The sequence below is a fragment of the Maribacter antarcticus DSM 21422 genome, assembly GCF_000621125.1.
Lineage (GTDB): Bacteria > Bacteroidota > Bacteroidia > Flavobacteriales > Flavobacteriaceae > Maribacter > Maribacter antarcticus.
Genome location: NZ_JHZC01000007.1, coordinates 237319 through 252806 on the forward strand (window position 1 = coordinate 237319; position 15488 = coordinate 252806).

Annotated in this window: 15 protein-coding genes; 6 read left to right on the plus strand and 9 right to left on the minus strand. The window is 38.9% G+C overall.

Annotated features, from left to right (window positions below):
* The first annotated feature begins 101 nt into the window (after positions 1–101).
* The 4 genes from Q360_RS0107920 (at position 102) to Q360_RS0107940 (ending at position 3554) form a co-directional block, all read left to right on the plus strand.
* Positions 102–803, plus strand: a complete 702-nt coding sequence (locus tag Q360_RS0107920; protein WP_027076612.1) for a CoA transferase subunit A — start codon at positions 102–104, stop codon at positions 801–803.
* Positions 804–806: 3 nt separating this feature from the next.
* On the plus strand, positions 807–1463 hold the full coding sequence (locus tag Q360_RS0107925; protein WP_027076613.1) for a 3-oxoacid CoA-transferase subunit B: 657 nt from the start codon (positions 807–809) through the stop codon (positions 1461–1463).
* A gap of 395 nt (positions 1464–1858) precedes the next feature.
* Positions 1859–2389, plus strand: coding sequence for a GNAT family N-acetyltransferase (locus Q360_RS0107935; protein WP_027076614.1), 531 nt, complete (start codon positions 1859–1861; stop codon positions 2387–2389).
* A 13-nt stretch (positions 2390–2402) separates the two neighbouring features.
* Positions 2403–3554 (plus strand): serine hydrolase domain-containing protein, encoded by a 1152-nt coding sequence (locus Q360_RS0107940; RefSeq protein WP_027076615.1) that lies wholly within the window; start codon positions 2403–2405, stop codon positions 3552–3554.
* Here the strand turns inward: Q360_RS0107940 and Q360_RS0107945 are convergent.
* From Q360_RS0107945 to Q360_RS0107960, 4 genes are all read right to left on the minus strand, one after another.
* Complete coding sequence (locus Q360_RS0107945; protein WP_027076616.1) at positions 3551–4693, minus strand: methionine aminotransferase; 1143 nt, start codon at positions 4691–4693, stop codon at positions 3551–3553. The two genes, Q360_RS0107940 and Q360_RS0107945, sit on opposite strands and share 4 nt — an antisense overlap.
* A gap of 184 nt (positions 4694–4877) precedes the next feature.
* Positions 4878–5624: a succinate dehydrogenase/fumarate reductase iron-sulfur subunit gene (locus tag Q360_RS0107950; RefSeq protein ID WP_027076617.1), complete on the minus strand. Its 747-nt coding sequence runs from the start codon at positions 5622–5624 to the stop codon at positions 4878–4880.
* A gap of 54 nt (positions 5625–5678) precedes the next feature.
* A complete protein-coding gene (locus Q360_RS0107955; RefSeq protein ID WP_027076618.1) occupies positions 5679–7682 on the minus strand; it encodes a fumarate reductase/succinate dehydrogenase flavoprotein subunit in 2004 nt (667 codons plus the stop codon).
* A 2-nt stretch (positions 7683–7684) separates the two neighbouring features.
* A complete protein-coding gene (locus Q360_RS0107960; protein ID WP_027076619.1) occupies positions 7685–8353 on the minus strand; it encodes a succinate dehydrogenase cytochrome b subunit in 669 nt (222 codons plus the stop codon).
* A 584-nt stretch (positions 8354–8937) separates the two neighbouring features.
* Here Q360_RS0107960 and Q360_RS25165 point away from each other — a divergent pair.
* Positions 8938–9177: a M14 family metallopeptidase gene (locus tag Q360_RS25165; RefSeq protein WP_027076620.1), complete on the plus strand. Its 240-nt coding sequence runs from the start codon at positions 8938–8940 to the stop codon at positions 9175–9177.
* A 500-nt stretch (positions 9178–9677) separates the two neighbouring features.
* Here Q360_RS25165 and Q360_RS0107975 read toward each other — a convergent pair whose 3' ends face one another.
* From Q360_RS0107975 to Q360_RS0107995, 5 genes are all read right to left on the minus strand, one after another.
* On the minus strand, positions 9678–10106 hold the full coding sequence (locus Q360_RS0107975) for a hypothetical protein (RefSeq protein WP_027076621.1): 429 nt from the start codon (positions 10104–10106) through the stop codon (positions 9678–9680).
* 372 nt (positions 10107–10478) lie between these two features.
* Positions 10479–10685 (minus strand): hypothetical protein, encoded by a 207-nt coding sequence (locus tag Q360_RS0107980; RefSeq protein WP_027076622.1) that lies wholly within the window; start codon positions 10683–10685, stop codon positions 10479–10481.
* Complete coding sequence (locus tag Q360_RS0107985; RefSeq protein WP_027076623.1) at positions 10685–11071, minus strand: DUF2721 domain-containing protein; 387 nt, start codon at positions 11069–11071, stop codon at positions 10685–10687. Before Q360_RS0107985 ends, Q360_RS0107980 begins: the two co-directional genes overlap by 1 nt.
* 142 nt (positions 11072–11213) lie before the next feature.
* On the minus strand, positions 11214–12179 hold the full coding sequence (locus tag Q360_RS0107990; RefSeq protein ID WP_027076624.1) for a ThuA domain-containing protein: 966 nt from the start codon (positions 12177–12179) through the stop codon (positions 11214–11216).
* A gap of 7 nt (positions 12180–12186) precedes the next feature.
* The gene (locus Q360_RS0107995) at positions 12187–15057 is read right to left on the minus strand and encodes a glycosyl hydrolase (RefSeq protein WP_027076625.1); all 2871 of its coding nucleotides are present in this window, start codon (positions 15055–15057) and stop codon (positions 12187–12189) included.
* 231 nt (positions 15058–15288) lie between these two features.
* Here Q360_RS0107995 and Q360_RS26560 point away from each other — a divergent pair, with 231 nt between their 5' ends.
* Positions 15289–15432 (plus strand): hypothetical protein, encoded by a 144-nt coding sequence (locus Q360_RS26560; RefSeq protein ID WP_245603218.1) that lies wholly within the window; start codon positions 15289–15291, stop codon positions 15430–15432.
* Positions 15433–15488: the final 56 nt, after the last annotated feature.

The window sequence follows — 15488 nt, forward strand, 5'->3', positions numbered from 1 at the left end:
TTATACCTAAATAATTTACTGACCTCGCAAAATGCGGGGTCTTTTTTTTGGGAATACATCAATATTAGCGGTACATTGTACATGCTATAATGTAAGGAGCTATGATAAAAAAAACGGTTGCTAATGTGCATGAGGCACTAAAAGGGATAGAGGATGGTATGACCTTAATGTTGGGAGGATTCGGCCTGTGCGGAATACCTGAAAATGCCATTGCCCAACTAGTTGCTTTAGGCGTAACCGATATTACCTGTATTTCTAATAATGCCGGTGTAGATGATTTTGGCTTGGGACTATTGCTACAGAAACATCAGATAAAAAAAATGATATCTTCTTATGTTGGCGAAAACGATGAGTTTGAACGTCAGATGTTAAGTGGAGAACTAGAAGTAGAGCTTACCCCACAAGGTACGCTTGCGGAAAAGTGTAGGGCAGCCCAAGGTGGTTTTCCTGCGTTTTTTACACCAGCAGGATACGGAACCGAAGTAGCAGAAGGAAAGGAAACGCGTGAGTTTGATGGTAAAATGTATGTATTGGAAGAGGCATACAAAGCAGACTTTGCTTTTATAAAAGCGTGGAAAGGAGATGAGGCAGGTAATCTTATTTTTAAGGGAACTGCGCGGAACTTTAACCCGTGTATGTGCGGCGCTGCGAAAGTTACCGTAGTTGAGGTAGAGGAGCTGGTACCTGCAGGAGGCCTCGACCCAAATCAAGTGCATATCCCCGGAATATTTGTGCAGCGTATATTTCAAGGAGAAATCTTTGAAAAGAGAATAGAGCAGCGAACTGTAAGACAAAGGAACTAAGCCATGCTGGATAAAAATGGAATTGCAAAACGTATTGCACAAGAAGTACAGAACGGATTTTATGTTAATTTAGGAATAGGAATACCCACATTGGTGGCCAACTATGTGCGAGACGACACAAGTGTAGAGTTTCAAAGTGAAAACGGCGTTTTAGGCATGGGTCCTTTTCCATTTGAGGGCGAGGAGGATGCTGATATCATCAATGCGGGTAAGCAAACAATTACAACCTTACCCGGGGCATCTTTTTTTGATTCTGTCCTTAGTTTCGGCATGATAAGAGGAAAGCACGTAGACCTGACGATTCTTGGAGCAATGGAAGTTGCCCAAAATGGAGATATTGCGAATTGGAAAATTCCTGGTAAAATGGTTAAGGGGATGGGAGGAGCCATGGATTTGGTCGCTTCGGCAGAGCAAATCATCGTAGCTATGATGCACACGAACAGAGCAGGAGAATCTAAATTATTAAAAAAATGTTCCTTGCCATTAACGGGTGTGGGTTGCGTTAAGAAAATTGTGACTAACCTTGCTGTTTTGGAAATCACCCCTGATGGTTTCTTATTATTAGAGCGGGCTCCTGGTGTTACCGTGGAGGACATTAGAGGGGCTACAGAGGGCAAACTTATTATAAAAGGCGCAGTGCCCGAGATGAAAATAGAGTAGGTTATACTTTTATTGTATCTACAAAAAGTAGCACTTTATTTATTTCACAACATTTTAGAATAGATTACAACAATAATATGATTTTCAAAAACGTTAACTGATATATTAATAGTGTTGAAACTATTATACGACTCAAGAAAAAGCATAAAATCAACCTAATAGGAACTCCATGGCGCCACAAGAAAAACCACAAGTATATCACAATGATTTCTTCAGCGGTATCATTCGGTTGATTAAAAAGTTATTTATGCTATAGCATTCTTTTATAAAAATGATAATGAAAGAGCACCTATCCAAAGGGGCTCTTTTTTTTGTTGCTATTAGTTCACCTATAGTTTTTTTATATCTCGCATGGAAGGGAAACAAATTATTTAGAAATATTTTATCTTTAGTCGGTGGAATTAAATTTTAGACAGTGTAAGGATAATGATATTGATCAGCTCTTGGCGATTTCTAAAAGCACTTTTATAAATGCTTTTGAGAAGGATAACAAACCTGACGATTTTAATACATATATCGGTATTGCGTTTAACGAGAAAGTGCTATTGTCACAGCTACGAAACCCCGATAGCTTTTTCTATTTTGTGTATTTGGATACGCACGTTATAGGATATCTAAAGCTTAATCAAAATCAAGCCCAAACAGAGCTGAGAGTAGCTGAAGGTATGGAGTTAGAGCGTATTTATGTAGTGGAAGCTTTTCAAGGTCGCGGATATGGTCTAGGTATACTTCGAAAAGTACAAGAAATAGCTTTGAGATTAGATAAGCGTTATGTTTGGCTTGGGGTTTGGGAGAAGAATAAAAAAGCCATACGATTTTATCAACGATATGGTTTCTCCAAGTTTGGAACCCATCCCTATTACATTGGAACTGATGAACAGACAGATTGGTTAATGAGGTGTGATTTAACTACCTTACCAAACTAATAGAGGACTACACATGAGATATTTGACCACGGTTTTTTTTCTGCTTTCGTTTATTTTGGTTGGACAGTCACAGGATTATTATTTTCCAGAGCGTAATGCTGTTTGGGAACAGAAATCGGCGAAGGCGTTTAGTATTGATAATTCAAGATTGGAGGAGGCTGTTTCATTTGCCAAGTCTAACGAATATTTGGGCTCTCGGGATTTAAGGATTGCTATTCTTAAAGGATTTGAAAATGAGCCTTTTCATAACATTTTAGGACCAACCAAAAAGAGAGGAGGACCAGCGGGCATGATACTGAAAAATGGGCACATTGTAGCAGTTTGGGGGGATACCAAGCGTGTAGATATGACCTTTAGCGTAACCAAAAGCTTTTTAAGCACCATGGCCGGTTTGGCTTTTGATAACGGCCTTATTGCAAATACAAATGATAAAGTAAGGCAGTACATCTGGGATGGAACTTTTGATGGAAAACATAATTCAAAAGTTAATTGGGAACATTTACTGCAGCAAAATTCTTCTTGGTCGGGAGCCATTTGGGGTGGCAAGGATTGGGCTGATAGGCCACCAAAAGAAGGGGACATCGATGACTGGAAATTCGAAGAACCCAAAGAACCTGGAACTTTTATGGAATACAACGATGTTCGTGTAAATGTGCTAGCTTATGCACTTACCCATGTATGGCGTAAGCCTATGCCCTTGGTGCTGAAGGATAAGATTATGGATAAAATCGGGGCGTCAACAACGTGGCGTTGGTACGGTTATGACCACGCTTGGACTGAAGTTGATGGTATTAAAATGAAATCGGTAACTGGAGGTGGACATTCGGGTGCTGGACTTTTTATTAATACAGAGGATATGGCACGTTTTGGCTTATTATTCTTAAATAATGGCAAATGGAAGCAAGAGCGTTTGATAAGTGAAGATTGGATTAAGAAGGCGATAGCACCATCAAAACCTAACGTGAATTATGGCTACATGTGGTGGTTAAACAAAAAAGGAGATAGACATTGGGAAGGTCTGTCGGAAAACATTTATTATGCTGCAGGATTTGGAGGGAATTTTATTGTAATAGATAAAGAAAACGATATGGTCATAGTGACACGATGGTTAGAACCTAATAAGATTGGCGAGTTTATGATTAAAATAAATGCCGCATTACCTTAAATTCGATTAAGAATGTCAAGAGCTTCTTCTAAAGTTTCACGTTTTTTAGCAAAACAAAAGCGAAGCATCATGTTGTTTTCTTTTTTAGAATTAAATGAAGAAATAGGAATACTGGCTAATTTATAATCTGTAATTAATCTTTTGGCGAAATCTTCATCATGCTCATCTGTAATAGCACTGTAATCTAAAAGTTGAAAATAAGTTCCGGCGCTAGGTTTAAAAGTAAATCTGGAAGCGTCTAGCCCCTCTAAAAATAAATCTCGTTTTTTCTGGTAGAAGTCGTTTAGATGTAGGTAGTGATTTTTATCCTGTAGGTATTCTGCCAAAGCCCTTTGAACAGGATGGTCTACACAAAACACGGCAAATTGGTGGACTTTTCTAAACTCTGCCATAAGGGGCTCTGGAGCTACGCAATAGCCTACTTTCCATCCAGTAACATGAAAGGTTTTTCCGAAAGAAGCACAGATAAAGCTTCTTTTGGCCAAGTCGGGATAACGGCAGGCGCTTTCATGGTCTTTACTGTCGAAGATAATATGTTCGTATACCTCATCGCTTAATAGAAGAATATTTGTAGGCCTTAGAATTGCTTCTAGTTTGAGCATATCTTCGTTTGAAAGTATACGCCCCGTGGGATTATGTGGCGTATTTAGAATAACCATTTTGGTTTTAGCGGTAATCAATTTTTGAAAAGCCTCCCAGTCGATACTATAGTCACGGGCTGGTAACTGCAGATAAACCGGAATACCTCCGTTTAACATAATAGCGGGCTCGTAACAGTCGTAAGCAGGTTTTATAACAACTACCTCGTCGCCTGTATGAATAAATGCTGTAATGGCCGTAAAAATTGCTTGTGTCGCACCTACCGTGATAGTGATTTCTGTTTCGGGATGATACTCATAATTATGAGCTTTTAGAATCTTTCCGGAAATAGCTTCTCGAAGTCCGTAGTGTCCTTGCATGGGAGCATATTGATTATGCCCGTTTTGCATCGCTTTGGAGACTAATTGTATAAGCTTTGGGTCAGCCTCAAAATTAGGAAAGCCTTGGGAGAGATCAGTGGCCTTATGTTTTCGGGCCAAGTTTCCTATCGTGGTAAAAATAGTCGTCTTTATAGTAGGTAGTTTTGAGGAATGACGCATAGCAAAATCAATTTATTTTAAAGATAGTTTAGGTCAGCTGATTTTACCAATGAGCAGTGACTTCGTTTCTAAAGGGCGTGACTATGATGTGTTCTTCACGACATTTTTGGATATATGCTAAAAATAAAAAACCCCATACGTTGATGCATGGGATTTCATATGTATATAAATAAATGGTATCGATTTAACCCTTGACACTGGCACTAAGATATTCACGGTTCATACGTGCAATGTTCTCTAAGGAAATTCCTTTAGGACACTCTATCTCACAGGCACCGGTATTCGTACAGTTGCCAAAACCTTCTAAATCCATTTGACGTACCATGTTCTGTACCCTGTCTACAGCTTCTACCTGTCCTTGTGGTAACAATGCATATTGAGATATTTTAGCTGAGGTAAATAACATTGCGCTTGCATTTTTACAAGCGGCTACACAAGCACCACAACCAATACATGCAGCTGAATAAAAGGCATCGTCTGCATCGTGCTTATCAATAGGAATTGAGTTTGCATCTTGAGTATTTCCAGAGGTGTTCACAGAAATGTAACCGCCAGCTTGTTGTATTCTATCGAATGCTGTACGATCTACAATCAAATCTTTAATAACAGGGAAAGCTTTTGCTCTAAAGGGCTCAATAGTTATCGTATCACCATCGTTGAATTTACGCATATGCAATTGACAGGTAGTGACTAATCTATCTGGTCCGTGAGGTTCACCATTTATTTGAAGGGAGCAGGATCCACAAATGCCTTCGCGACAATCATGGTCAAATTCCACCGGCTCTTCACCTTTGTTATTCAAATTTTCATTAAGAACATCCATCATCTCTAAAAAAGACATATCACCATCTATACCATCTATGGCATAATCCATCATTTTTCCTTTGGAATTAGCATCCTTCTGACGCCAGATTTTTAATGTTAATTTCATAGCTTTTATTTTGTAGTTCGTGGATGATTCTATTTCTAGCGCATCAACACGAAACTATTTATAACTTCTAGTTTTCAATTCGATATTCTCGTACTTCAACTCTTCCTTGTGAAGCACAGCGTCTTTAGGTTCGCCTTTATATTCCCAAGATGACACAAACTTAAAGTTCTCATCGTCTCGTAAAGCTTCACCTTCCGGAGTTTGGTACTCTTCACGGAAATGCCCACCGCAAGATTCATTACGCGTCAATGCATCTTTTGCGAACAATTCTCCAAGCTCTAAGAAGTCCGCTACACGTCCTGCTTTCTCTAACTCTTGGTTCTTGCTGTCTATTGATCCTGGAACTCGCACGTTTTCCCAAAAATCTGCTCTTAAAGCTGATATTTCATCTATGGCCTCCTGCAATTCCTTGACGTTCCTTGACATTCCACATTTATTCCACATGATTTTACCAAGTATTTTATGGTAATAATCTACAGAATGGGTTCCCTTGCCGTTTATTAATTTTGCCATTCGTTCACGAACTTCTTTTTCGGCGGCATCGAATTCTGGAGAATCTGTAGGGATTTTTCCGGTTCTAATATCGTTCGACAAATAATCGCCAATCGTGTATGGAAGCACAAAATACCCATCGGCTAAACCTTGCATTAATGCGGAAGCGCCGAGCCTATTTGCTCCGTGATCACTAAAGTTTGCTTCACCTGCGGCATAACAACCTTCAATTGTGGTTTGCAAGTTATAATCCACCCATAGTCCACCCATAGTATAGTGTACTGCGGGATAAATCATCATTGGTGTTTTGTATGGATTTTCATCTACAATTTTCTCATACATTTGGAAAAGGTTACCATATTTGGTCTCTATCACCTCTTCTCCGTATGTGCGAACTTCTTTGTCTGTTGCTTCTTTATGACCGCTGGTCAAAGCTTTTTCATGACCATATCTTGTAATGGCCGCGTCGAAGTCTAAATAAACAGCTTCCCCTGTTTTGTTGACTCCAAAACCGGCGTCACAACGTTCTTTTGCAGCTCTAGAAGCAACATCTCTTGGGACTAAGTTGCCAAATGCAGGGTATCTTCTTTCCAAAAAGTAATCTCTATCTTCTTCGTTAATTGAAGTAGGTTTTAATTTGCCATCTCTTATTGCCTGTGCATCTGCTTCTTTTGAAGGAACCCAGATTCGTCCATCGTTTCTTAATGATTCAGACATTAAGGTTAGTTTGGATTGATGATCTCCAGAAACAGGAATACAAGTGGGGTGTATTTGTGTAAAGCAAGGATTTGCAAAATGAGCTCCTCTACGGTGTGCTCTCCAAGCCGCCATTGCATTACTTCCCATGGCGTTCGTAGAAAGGAAAAATACATTGCCATATCCACCGGTTGCTAATACAACAGCGTGGGCAGAATGCCTTTCTATTTCACCAGTTATGAGGTTACGTGCTATAATACCTCGGGCTTTTCCATCAATCTTCACCAAATCCATCATCTCATGACGATTAAAAGGTTGAATCTTACCCCGATTGATTTGTCGGTTCATTGCCGAATAAGCACCTAACAATAATTGCTGTCCCGTTTGACCTTTAGCATAAAATGTTCTAGAAACCAAAACACCACCAAAAGAACGATTATCCAATAAACCACCGTACTCTCTTGCAAAAGGGACTCCTTGCGCCACACATTGGTCAATTATTTGACCAGATACTTCCGCTAAACGATAAACGTTAGCCTCTCTAGAGCGATAATCTCCTCCTTTAACGGTGTCGTAGAATAAGCGATAACTACTATCACCATCACCCTGGTAATTTTTAGCCGCGTTAATGCCTCCTTGTGCTGCAATTGAGTGGGCACGTCTAGGAGAATCTTGATAGCAAAACGTTTTTACGTTATAGCCTAATTCAGCTAAGGTGGCGGCGGCAGAACCTCCTGCTAATCCGGTACCTACAACGATAATATCTATGTTCCGTTTGTTAGCTGGATTTACTAGATTAATTTTATTTTTATGGTTAGTCCATTTATCGGCCAGCGGCCCTGAAGGAACTTTAGAATCCAATATGCCCATATTTAATGTGTTATTGGGTTAAGGTGATGATATATTGCGATGAATGCGAATCCTAAAGGAATTCCGATAGCATATATCTTAGTAAATGTTTGTATCGCTGGAGAATATTTGTTGTTTATTCCCATAGTTTGAAAGGAGGAGGCAAAACCATGTAATAAGTGCAATGCCAATAACCCAAATGAGGCAACATATATTACCGTTCTAACAAGTGGCTCAAATTTCTCTACAGTTTCTTCATAATATCTTGTTGGGTCCTCTGGGTTGGCCTCAATATATTTATAGGCCATTTCATGTATCCAAAAATCATACATATGCAAACCTAGAAAAGCGAGTACAACGAGTCCTGTGATGATCATATTTCTTGAAATCCAGGAAGCATTTGCACTCCCTTTGTATTTCGCATATTTCACTGTTCTTGCTCTTGTATTTTGAATTTCTAAAGCAATCCCCATGGCGAAGTGGACAACAACACCAGCGATAAGAATAGGTTGAAGAAGATATTGCACTAAAGGATTGTATCCCATAAAATGGGACCAACTATTAAACGTGTTGGGAGCAATAACAGAAGTAATGTTGATTACAAAATGTTGGCCTAGAAAGAAGACCAAAAAAATACCAGAAAGGGCCATCACTACTTTTCTGGCAATTGAAGATGTTAACAAACCACTCATTTATTGATTTTTTATCTGTACAAATTTACGGTACGGGTTAGTTATTAACAACTTTTATATGGCTTTAGTATCTTATTTAGACACATTTTGATCACATTAAAAAACCTGTTTAGATTTTACTGGGGAAATACCATATTTAAACATATTCTATTAAACAGAAAAAGCAGCAGCCCGCCAAGTGTTTAGCAAAGGAGTCTGAAAAGTGTGCGCTTTGTATAGAAAAGATTGGCCATACGGAGTACTTTATAAATTTAGGTAACACTAGTCTAAAAATTTGTTTTAGGAAGAGGGTATCATCCAATAGGTTAAGAAAATTGCGACAGGTGTAAATTTGGCTAAGAAAATCACAGCATTTATTTAGAAACAAAGAAATCGAAAGAGAAAATAAAACAACAACTATTGGAGGAAATTCTGTTCCTCTTGGCAAAAACAGGTTCGTAAAAATAATCATTGACTGTTTAGCTATCGGAATCTTAATAAATACCTTGGTTTATGTTTTTAATACTAAAATGGCCGGTACCGTGGTACTGGTCTAGGCATGATTACAAGGAAATGTGGTATACGGTGTGGAGATAGACCGTAGTATGTCACACAATGGTAGTTTTAATGTAAATGTAGGGGCAGTTATTGCAGTGCCTATTCTTAATATTTTTGGATGTATCCACTATTCTACACACGTACCAGGCGGTAAGGATGTAAATACAAGTTTTCCTGGAACAAAGTCTGGCTCCATGGCCAGTGGGATAGCCTGTCGCTATTTGAATGGAATACTACCTCAAATAAGTTTGCACACTGGTGGGGGGCAGCGACATAATTATCCCTAAATAAGATATACCAAGGAAGATAAGAAAAGTGATACTTTGGTCAAAATGTTTAATGCGCCGCTAACTTTTTCTTCTAAGTTAATTAAGGGCTTCTTTAGGAATATGGTATTTCGTTTGAACAAGCCGGCTATCGTTTTTGAAGCGGGGGAAAGTATGCGTTCTGATGATTTTTCTATCCAATAGGGGATTTCTGATATCCTTGTGATATTTGAATCTTTAGAAATGTTTTTTGATAGTATTGGTAACGACAAAAAAGGTGATGAATCTATTTATCTGGAACGTCGTAAGTGATTGCGCGCATCAACAGTCGGAATTTTTGTGCTATAGGTTTTTAATGGCGCCAAAGTTGAAAAAGACAAACTTTTAGCTATAGTGTTCGATACTTATGCACAGAAAACAACGCTAATAAAAGCTCCTTTTGACGGTTATATTAGTTGTTTAAACGACTAAGCGGTCGTTAATTAAGGCGATGCTTTATTACATATTGGAATGGTTAAGCTTTAAAGTCGCGCACTATTGTACGCCTCTAGTTTTTCCAAACTCCAAGCTATAGCCTCGTCTAGTTCATTGAACTGCATTAGAGAGCCTTTGAAAAACATTTTTTCTAACAGGGTGCTAGGCAAACTTCCTTTGGTGCTGCCCACTACCGAATAGTATGCTAATTCATGTCTGTGGTTATAAAATTTGAGCCAATCGGTCGGTGCCACGGTATAACTATGAATTCGGTTGGAAATATAGGCAATGGGTTGTTCTTCCTTATAAAACTCCTTAGCGGCTTTAACAGCTTTTTCAGCCATTTTCCATCGGAAGAAAACACCTTTATTTATTTCAGATATAACCAAACCATCGAAAAAGTAGAAACTTCCAAATTCGAACTCTCGTACTTCTCTTATGTTCTTAAAATAATCTAGCTGCTTTACATATTGCATAACTAAAGAGTAGTTTTGACAAGGTCATAAATATATGCATATTATATAAGATTTATTTGATGTAAGTTATTGTTAAACCATTCAGATTTGATTTCTAAGAAATAAGTTTTTTATTCAGTTGTTACCAAATTCAAAATAAATATGTAAAAGTGATGGTATACGTTCGATGAAACGCACTTTTAGAACTTTAAAAAACAAACTATCCAGTCTGTTTTTTTGTCAAAAGTTTTATAAACAGATAGTATTCTGCTCTTTGTGCTCTAAAATATTGCTTTTGTCGACTTCTTTTAATGTATGGTGAAAATCAGTTTAAAAAAACCGACTACTGAGTTGGTTAGTGTATTTTGTCGATAAGGGCTTCTGAAATTTATTTCAAAGTGTAAATACATCTGAGATGTTAGCTATTTCTGCGTATTCACCCTTTAAAATCTTTATTTTTTCTGTATCAAATTCTTCTTGAGTAAGTACGCTTTCACCCAAAAGGTATTTTAAGTTGGTCAATGCTTTTTCTAGAGGTCTATACCAATACTGTTTTAAAGAGGAATGACCCTTTTCCTTAAAGCCACTAAAGACAGCCATTATTCCATATCCTTGAGTTGAATGGAAAGTGCTTTGGTAGATAATTGGACTTCTATTAAACTTAGGACCAAGGAAGTCATCAAAGCCATAAGACTAAAGCCAAAAACTACGTTGGCCAATGTGGAATGTTCTAAGTAAATCAATGCCATCGTAATAACCGCTAATAAAAAACTGAAAATCGCAGTGGCCTGCATATGCTTTATGATGGTTAATCTTCTACTCAGCTTTTTGACTTGTAATCTAACAGATTCGGATGCTGTCTCTTGATATTTTTGGTGTAATTGACGGATTAATGCTGCAATCGCTAGATAGCGCGCGTTATAGGCTAGCATAGTTAAAGAAATAGCTGGAAATAATAGGGCGGGAATACTTAAAGTGAGCTCCATATATTTTACTGTGGATATAAGTTGTTTAATTTTTTTTAGATACTTCATATTCATTCTATAGCTATTGTTTCTTTTAGCAATGAGCGTATCCTTAAAAACCAAACTTAGTAAAACAAAACAATAAGACTTTTTAAGCATATACTCAATACTCGGTTGATAAAGAGCTCGACTTTTCTTCTGAAGGGAAGTTCTCGGGAATTTCTTGGGTTACCTGGCCTGTTGCCGCCCATTCTGTTCCTCTCAACATTGTTGTTATAAAGCCGACACAGGCAACAGAATAATCAGCATGTCCCATAATGTTATGGAATATGCGCCCTTTGCCATAGGTCAGAGTCATTAGGGCCGGTTCGTGCCGTCCCGTGCCTTTGTTATCGGGGTCGGCAAAAGCCGTTGCTAAAATCTCCATATTCTCTGCGGGGCCTCTTAATTTAGCATAGAGTTCGTCCTTGGTATGCATCCATAGGGTAGGCATCCCTTTTGTAATGGGATGTTCTGTAATTCTAAGCTGAATCTGATATTCACTTTGTGGGCCATGTTCACCGCCGTTGCCAGGCTCCGTATCATAGACTAGTTCATCTTCATCGTTATAATAAACGTATGGACCATCTTTTTCATTACGATCGCCCCATCCACCAAGACCGATCATTTTATTATAGACCTCCCATTTTGGGAAAGAGTTGTCTGCTGCATGAAATACAACCAATCCACCCCCATTTTCTATATAGTTTTCAAAGGATTTTTGAGTTGCATCTGTCCAATCCGCTGCATTCCAACCAAAATTGGAGATGATCACATCGTATTTAGAGAATTCTGGACTAAAATTTGAATCAGGTTTTGGATTTTCCAAGGCTTCGGTTTTTTGGTCTATAGGAAATTCTAGGATGAATTCTTCTCCTTTCCAGGTGTAAGCAGAGCGTTGAACATCCACCTTAAAAAGACCACTTTCCTCTAAATAGGCCTTTAGCATATGGGTAGTCTTTGGCCATTGTACATGGTTATTCTGGCCATCGATAATTAATACGTTTATAGTTTTATCTAATCCTTGTGCGTTCGAGTAAACTCCTAGAAATAACAGAAGCATAGCCAGTAATATTTTATGTTGTTTCATGTTATTGTTATTCAATTGTAAATGTTTTGATTTCTTTTGCCCCATTCCCGGCAAGTTCTATGGTATAGGTGCCTTTAGGAAGATAGGTTTTCCCATCTTTTGCCTGCTCCAACTTGGCTTTGTGTTTTTTAAGGTAGTTTATTTTGCCCATTTTGGAGAATGCTACATCGAATGAAAGTACGTTAAGCCCTTTGTCAGCCTTTAGTGCTGTTTCGCTAACCACAATGTTATCATCGGTTTTAACCAATGCTTTAATAGTGTCTGGGTTCGAGGAATAAAAAGTTACGTCTAGTCCCGGTGTATTAGCCTTCATCCAAGAACTCCAAGCGTTGCCCCATCTGCTGGAATGTTTTATGTTTTCCAAATCAAAAACGGAGAGGTCTTTGACTACCATGTTAGGCGTCATGAGTTGCAAGGGTGCAATATTTGATTTATAAATACCTCGGCCGTGGGTGGCTATAATCAAGTGTTTGGCTTCTGGTTGTATGACTAGGTCGTGTATGGCTACATTGGGTATTTCGTTTTGAAAGGTCTCCCAAGATACCCCTTGATTTATAGAGGCATATAATCCGTTATCCGTTCCTACAAAGAGAAGATTTTCGTTTTCTGGGTCTTCGAGGATTACGTTTACTGGGGAATTTGGAATATTGGAGGCAATTGACTTCCACGTGGTTCCATAATCATCACTTTTATACAAATAGATTGTAAAATCGTCATAACGATATCCACTTAACGCTACGTAAACCCGTTCCTTTTTATGGGTTGATGCCAGTACTTGTGCAACCCAAAGCTTTTCGGCTGACTTAAGCCCCGTTAAGCCTATATTTTGTCCTATTTCTTCCCAAGTACTACCGCCATTTTTGGAAATATGTACCATACCATCGTCACTTCCAGCGTATAGCAGTCCAAATTGAAAAGGTGATTCTGAAATTGTAGTCAAAGTACCATACGGTACGTTGCCTTTTTTACCGCCAGCAGTAAGGTCAGGTGAAATAGCCTCCCAAGTATCGCCTTGGTTCATGGAGCGCATAAATTTGTTCGTTCCAAAATAAAGAATATCCTGATTATGAGAGGACAGTAGGATAGGAGATTCCCAATTAAACCGATAAGGTACCTCTCCCAATTTATGGGACGGCTTTATAAAGGTCCGTTTGTCGTTTTCAATATCAATACGGGAATAATAACCAAATTGAGAACCTGTAAATACAATATTTGGATTTCGGCGGTCTATCTGAATTTGCATTCCATCGCCTCCCGCGATACCTTTCCAAGGATGGTGTCCGTTCTGTTGCCAGGCAAAATCGCTTTTGGCATGGTGTGGCCCCATCCAAACTCCATTATCTTGCAGCCCGCCATATACGTTGTAGGGTTCTTGGTGGTCAATGTTAACCGCAAAGAAGGTGCCTACGGATTCGGAATTGTTCTTGGTCCAGTGCTCTCCATCGTCATATGAAATATTTAAGCCGCCATCGTTCCCGTTGATTAAATGTCCAGGTCTTTTAGGGTTCACCCAAAGGGAATGATGATCTACATGCACATTTTCCTTTTGAATGGACGAATAGGTTTCCCCCGCATCGTTAGATTTAATGATAGGAACGCCTAACAGATAGATTTTGTCTTTATTGGAAGCATCTACGCGCACTTGAGCAAACACATACCCATAGCTATAGAACAGGTCGTCTATATAGTCCTTATTTTGCTTTTTCCATGTGTTCCCTGCATCATCACTTCGATATACTTCTGCACCAATAACCGGGGTCTTCGGTGCGTCTGGGTTATCTTCCCCTAAATAACGAGCTATATCCGAAATTTCAATCTTATTTTTGGAAATCATTTCCTTAACTACCGCTGCTGTATATTCCTCAGGAAACCGATTGTCTTTAAAAAAACTATTCAAATCGGTATCACTTAATTTTTGAAAATCATTCGCTGTCATGGAGCTAAAGTCCTTTTTTGATAGACCTTCTGATTTTTTTGATGTGTCGTCCGATTTTTTTGATCTTCTAAACTGATTGTCATGTACTGCATATACTGTCTTTTCATCGTAAACAGCAAAGCCAATTCTACCAACGCCTTCTCCTGTTGGGAACCCACTTTTTGGTGTTGAAATTTCAACCCAAGAGCTACCTGAGTCGGTACTTTTGTAAATCCCCGAAGCATTACCGTTTCCTGTAAAATCCCATGCTTTCCGTTCTTTTTCCCATGCCGCTGCATACTGTATGGAAAAATCCTTTGGCGCATGTGCCACATCGATTATTCCTGTACTGTTGTTTATGTATAAGGTTTTTTTCCAAGTCGCACCACCATCAGTAGTTTTGTACATGCCACGTTCTTCGTTAGTAGTGTAGAGGCTGCCAGTAACACCTACGACTATTTCGTTTTGATTGGTTGGATGCACTAGAATACGACCAAAGTGATGGGCATCTTTTAAGCCTTTTAGCTCCCAAGTTTCTCCGTTATCTGTAGTCTTTAGCATCCCAATACCTGAGTAGGAGGATCGTGAAGAAATATTCTCTCCAGTGCCTACCCAAATGGTTCTGGATGGCCAATGAATCCCTATGTCCCCAACATTGATGCTTGGGGCATTATCCATAATGGGCGTAAACGTAGTGCCATTATTTTTGGTGTGCCAAACGCCTCCTGATGCATAGCCCACGTAGAATTCAGTTGGGTCTTCTGGGTTGACTTCCAAATCAGCAACGCGACCACTCATGACCGTAGGTCCAATGCTGGTTAACGGTATGTTTTTGAATAGGGATTGTTCAGAAAGGGTCGCTTTTGATTTCAGCGCGCTGCTCACTTGCTCAGATGAAGTGGGTTTAATTTGCGCTAGTCCAACGCTCAAACTGAATAAAGTAAGTAGATAAAATAATTTCATTGTTGTGGTATTCAATTTGTAAAGTGGAAGTTAGCGATAAGTTTTAGGGACAGCAAAAATAATAATAATACGGTTAAACGAGAGACTTTAGTTGTCCGTTCCCAATGTGTTTGACTACGCTTTACGTGTTTCCAACAATAACACTGATTTACTATTTCCTTATGCTCAGCTCTAAAGATTACGTATATCATTTTAACAGTGTTAATATGTAACCATTTGATTATCCATATAATGGAAGAATATTTACCTTTAATTATTCAATTAGTCTATGGTGCTGTCGGAGGAGATGTAGTAGCCGAAATATTGTCTAAATTAAATCTAGGTGCGGTAGGGAATTCCTTATCGGGGATTTTAGGTGGAGGACTAGGCGGTTAGCTGCTAGTAATGTTGGGCATAGGTGCAGGAGCTACTGCCGGTACTAATGGCGGTGG

Bases quoted from the DNA above. Each gene is read 5' to 3' on its own strand.
- Q360_RS26560 (WP_245603218.1), top strand. From the start codon at position 15,289: ATGGAAGAATATTTACCTTTAATTATTCAATTAGTCTATGGTGCTGTC.
- Q360_RS0107955 (WP_027076618.1), bottom strand. From the start codon at position 7,682: ATGGGCATATTGGATTCTAAAGTTCCTTCAGGGCCGCTGGCCGATAAA.
- Q360_RS25165 (WP_027076620.1), top strand. From the start codon at position 8,938: ATGTCACACAATGGTAGTTTTAATGTAAATGTAGGGGCAGTTATTGCA.
- Q360_RS0107920 (WP_027076612.1), top strand. From the start codon at position 102: ATGATAAAAAAAACGGTTGCTAATGTGCATGAGGCACTAAAAGGGATA.
- Q360_RS0107975 (WP_027076621.1), bottom strand. From the start codon at position 10,106: ATGCAATATGTAAAGCAGCTAGATTATTTTAAGAACATAAGAGAAGTA.
- Q360_RS0107995 (WP_027076625.1), bottom strand. From the start codon at position 15,057: ATGAAATTATTTTATCTACTTACTTTATTCAGTTTGAGCGTTGGACTA.
- Q360_RS0107990 (WP_027076624.1), bottom strand. From the start codon at position 12,179: ATGAAACAACATAAAATATTACTGGCTATGCTTCTGTTATTTCTAGGA.
- Q360_RS0107925 (WP_027076613.1), top strand. From the start codon at position 807: ATGCTGGATAAAAATGGAATTGCAAAACGTATTGCACAAGAAGTACAG.
- Q360_RS0107960 (WP_027076619.1), bottom strand. From the start codon at position 8,353: ATGAGTGGTTTGTTAACATCTTCAATTGCCAGAAAAGTAGTGATGGCC.
- Q360_RS0107940 (WP_027076615.1), top strand. From the start codon at position 2,403: ATGAGATATTTGACCACGGTTTTTTTTCTGCTTTCGTTTATTTTGGTT.
- Q360_RS0107950 (WP_027076617.1), bottom strand. From the start codon at position 5,624: ATGAAATTAACATTAAAAATCTGGCGTCAGAAGGATGCTAATTCCAAA.
- Q360_RS0107980 (WP_027076622.1), bottom strand. From the start codon at position 10,685: ATGGCTGTCTTTAGTGGCTTTAAGGAAAAGGGTCATTCCTCTTTAAAA.
- Q360_RS0107945 (WP_027076616.1), bottom strand. From the start codon at position 4,693: ATGCGTCATTCCTCAAAACTACCTACTATAAAGACGACTATTTTTACC.
- Q360_RS0107985 (WP_027076623.1), bottom strand. From the start codon at position 11,071: ATGGAGCTCACTTTAAGTATTCCCGCCCTATTATTTCCAGCTATTTCT.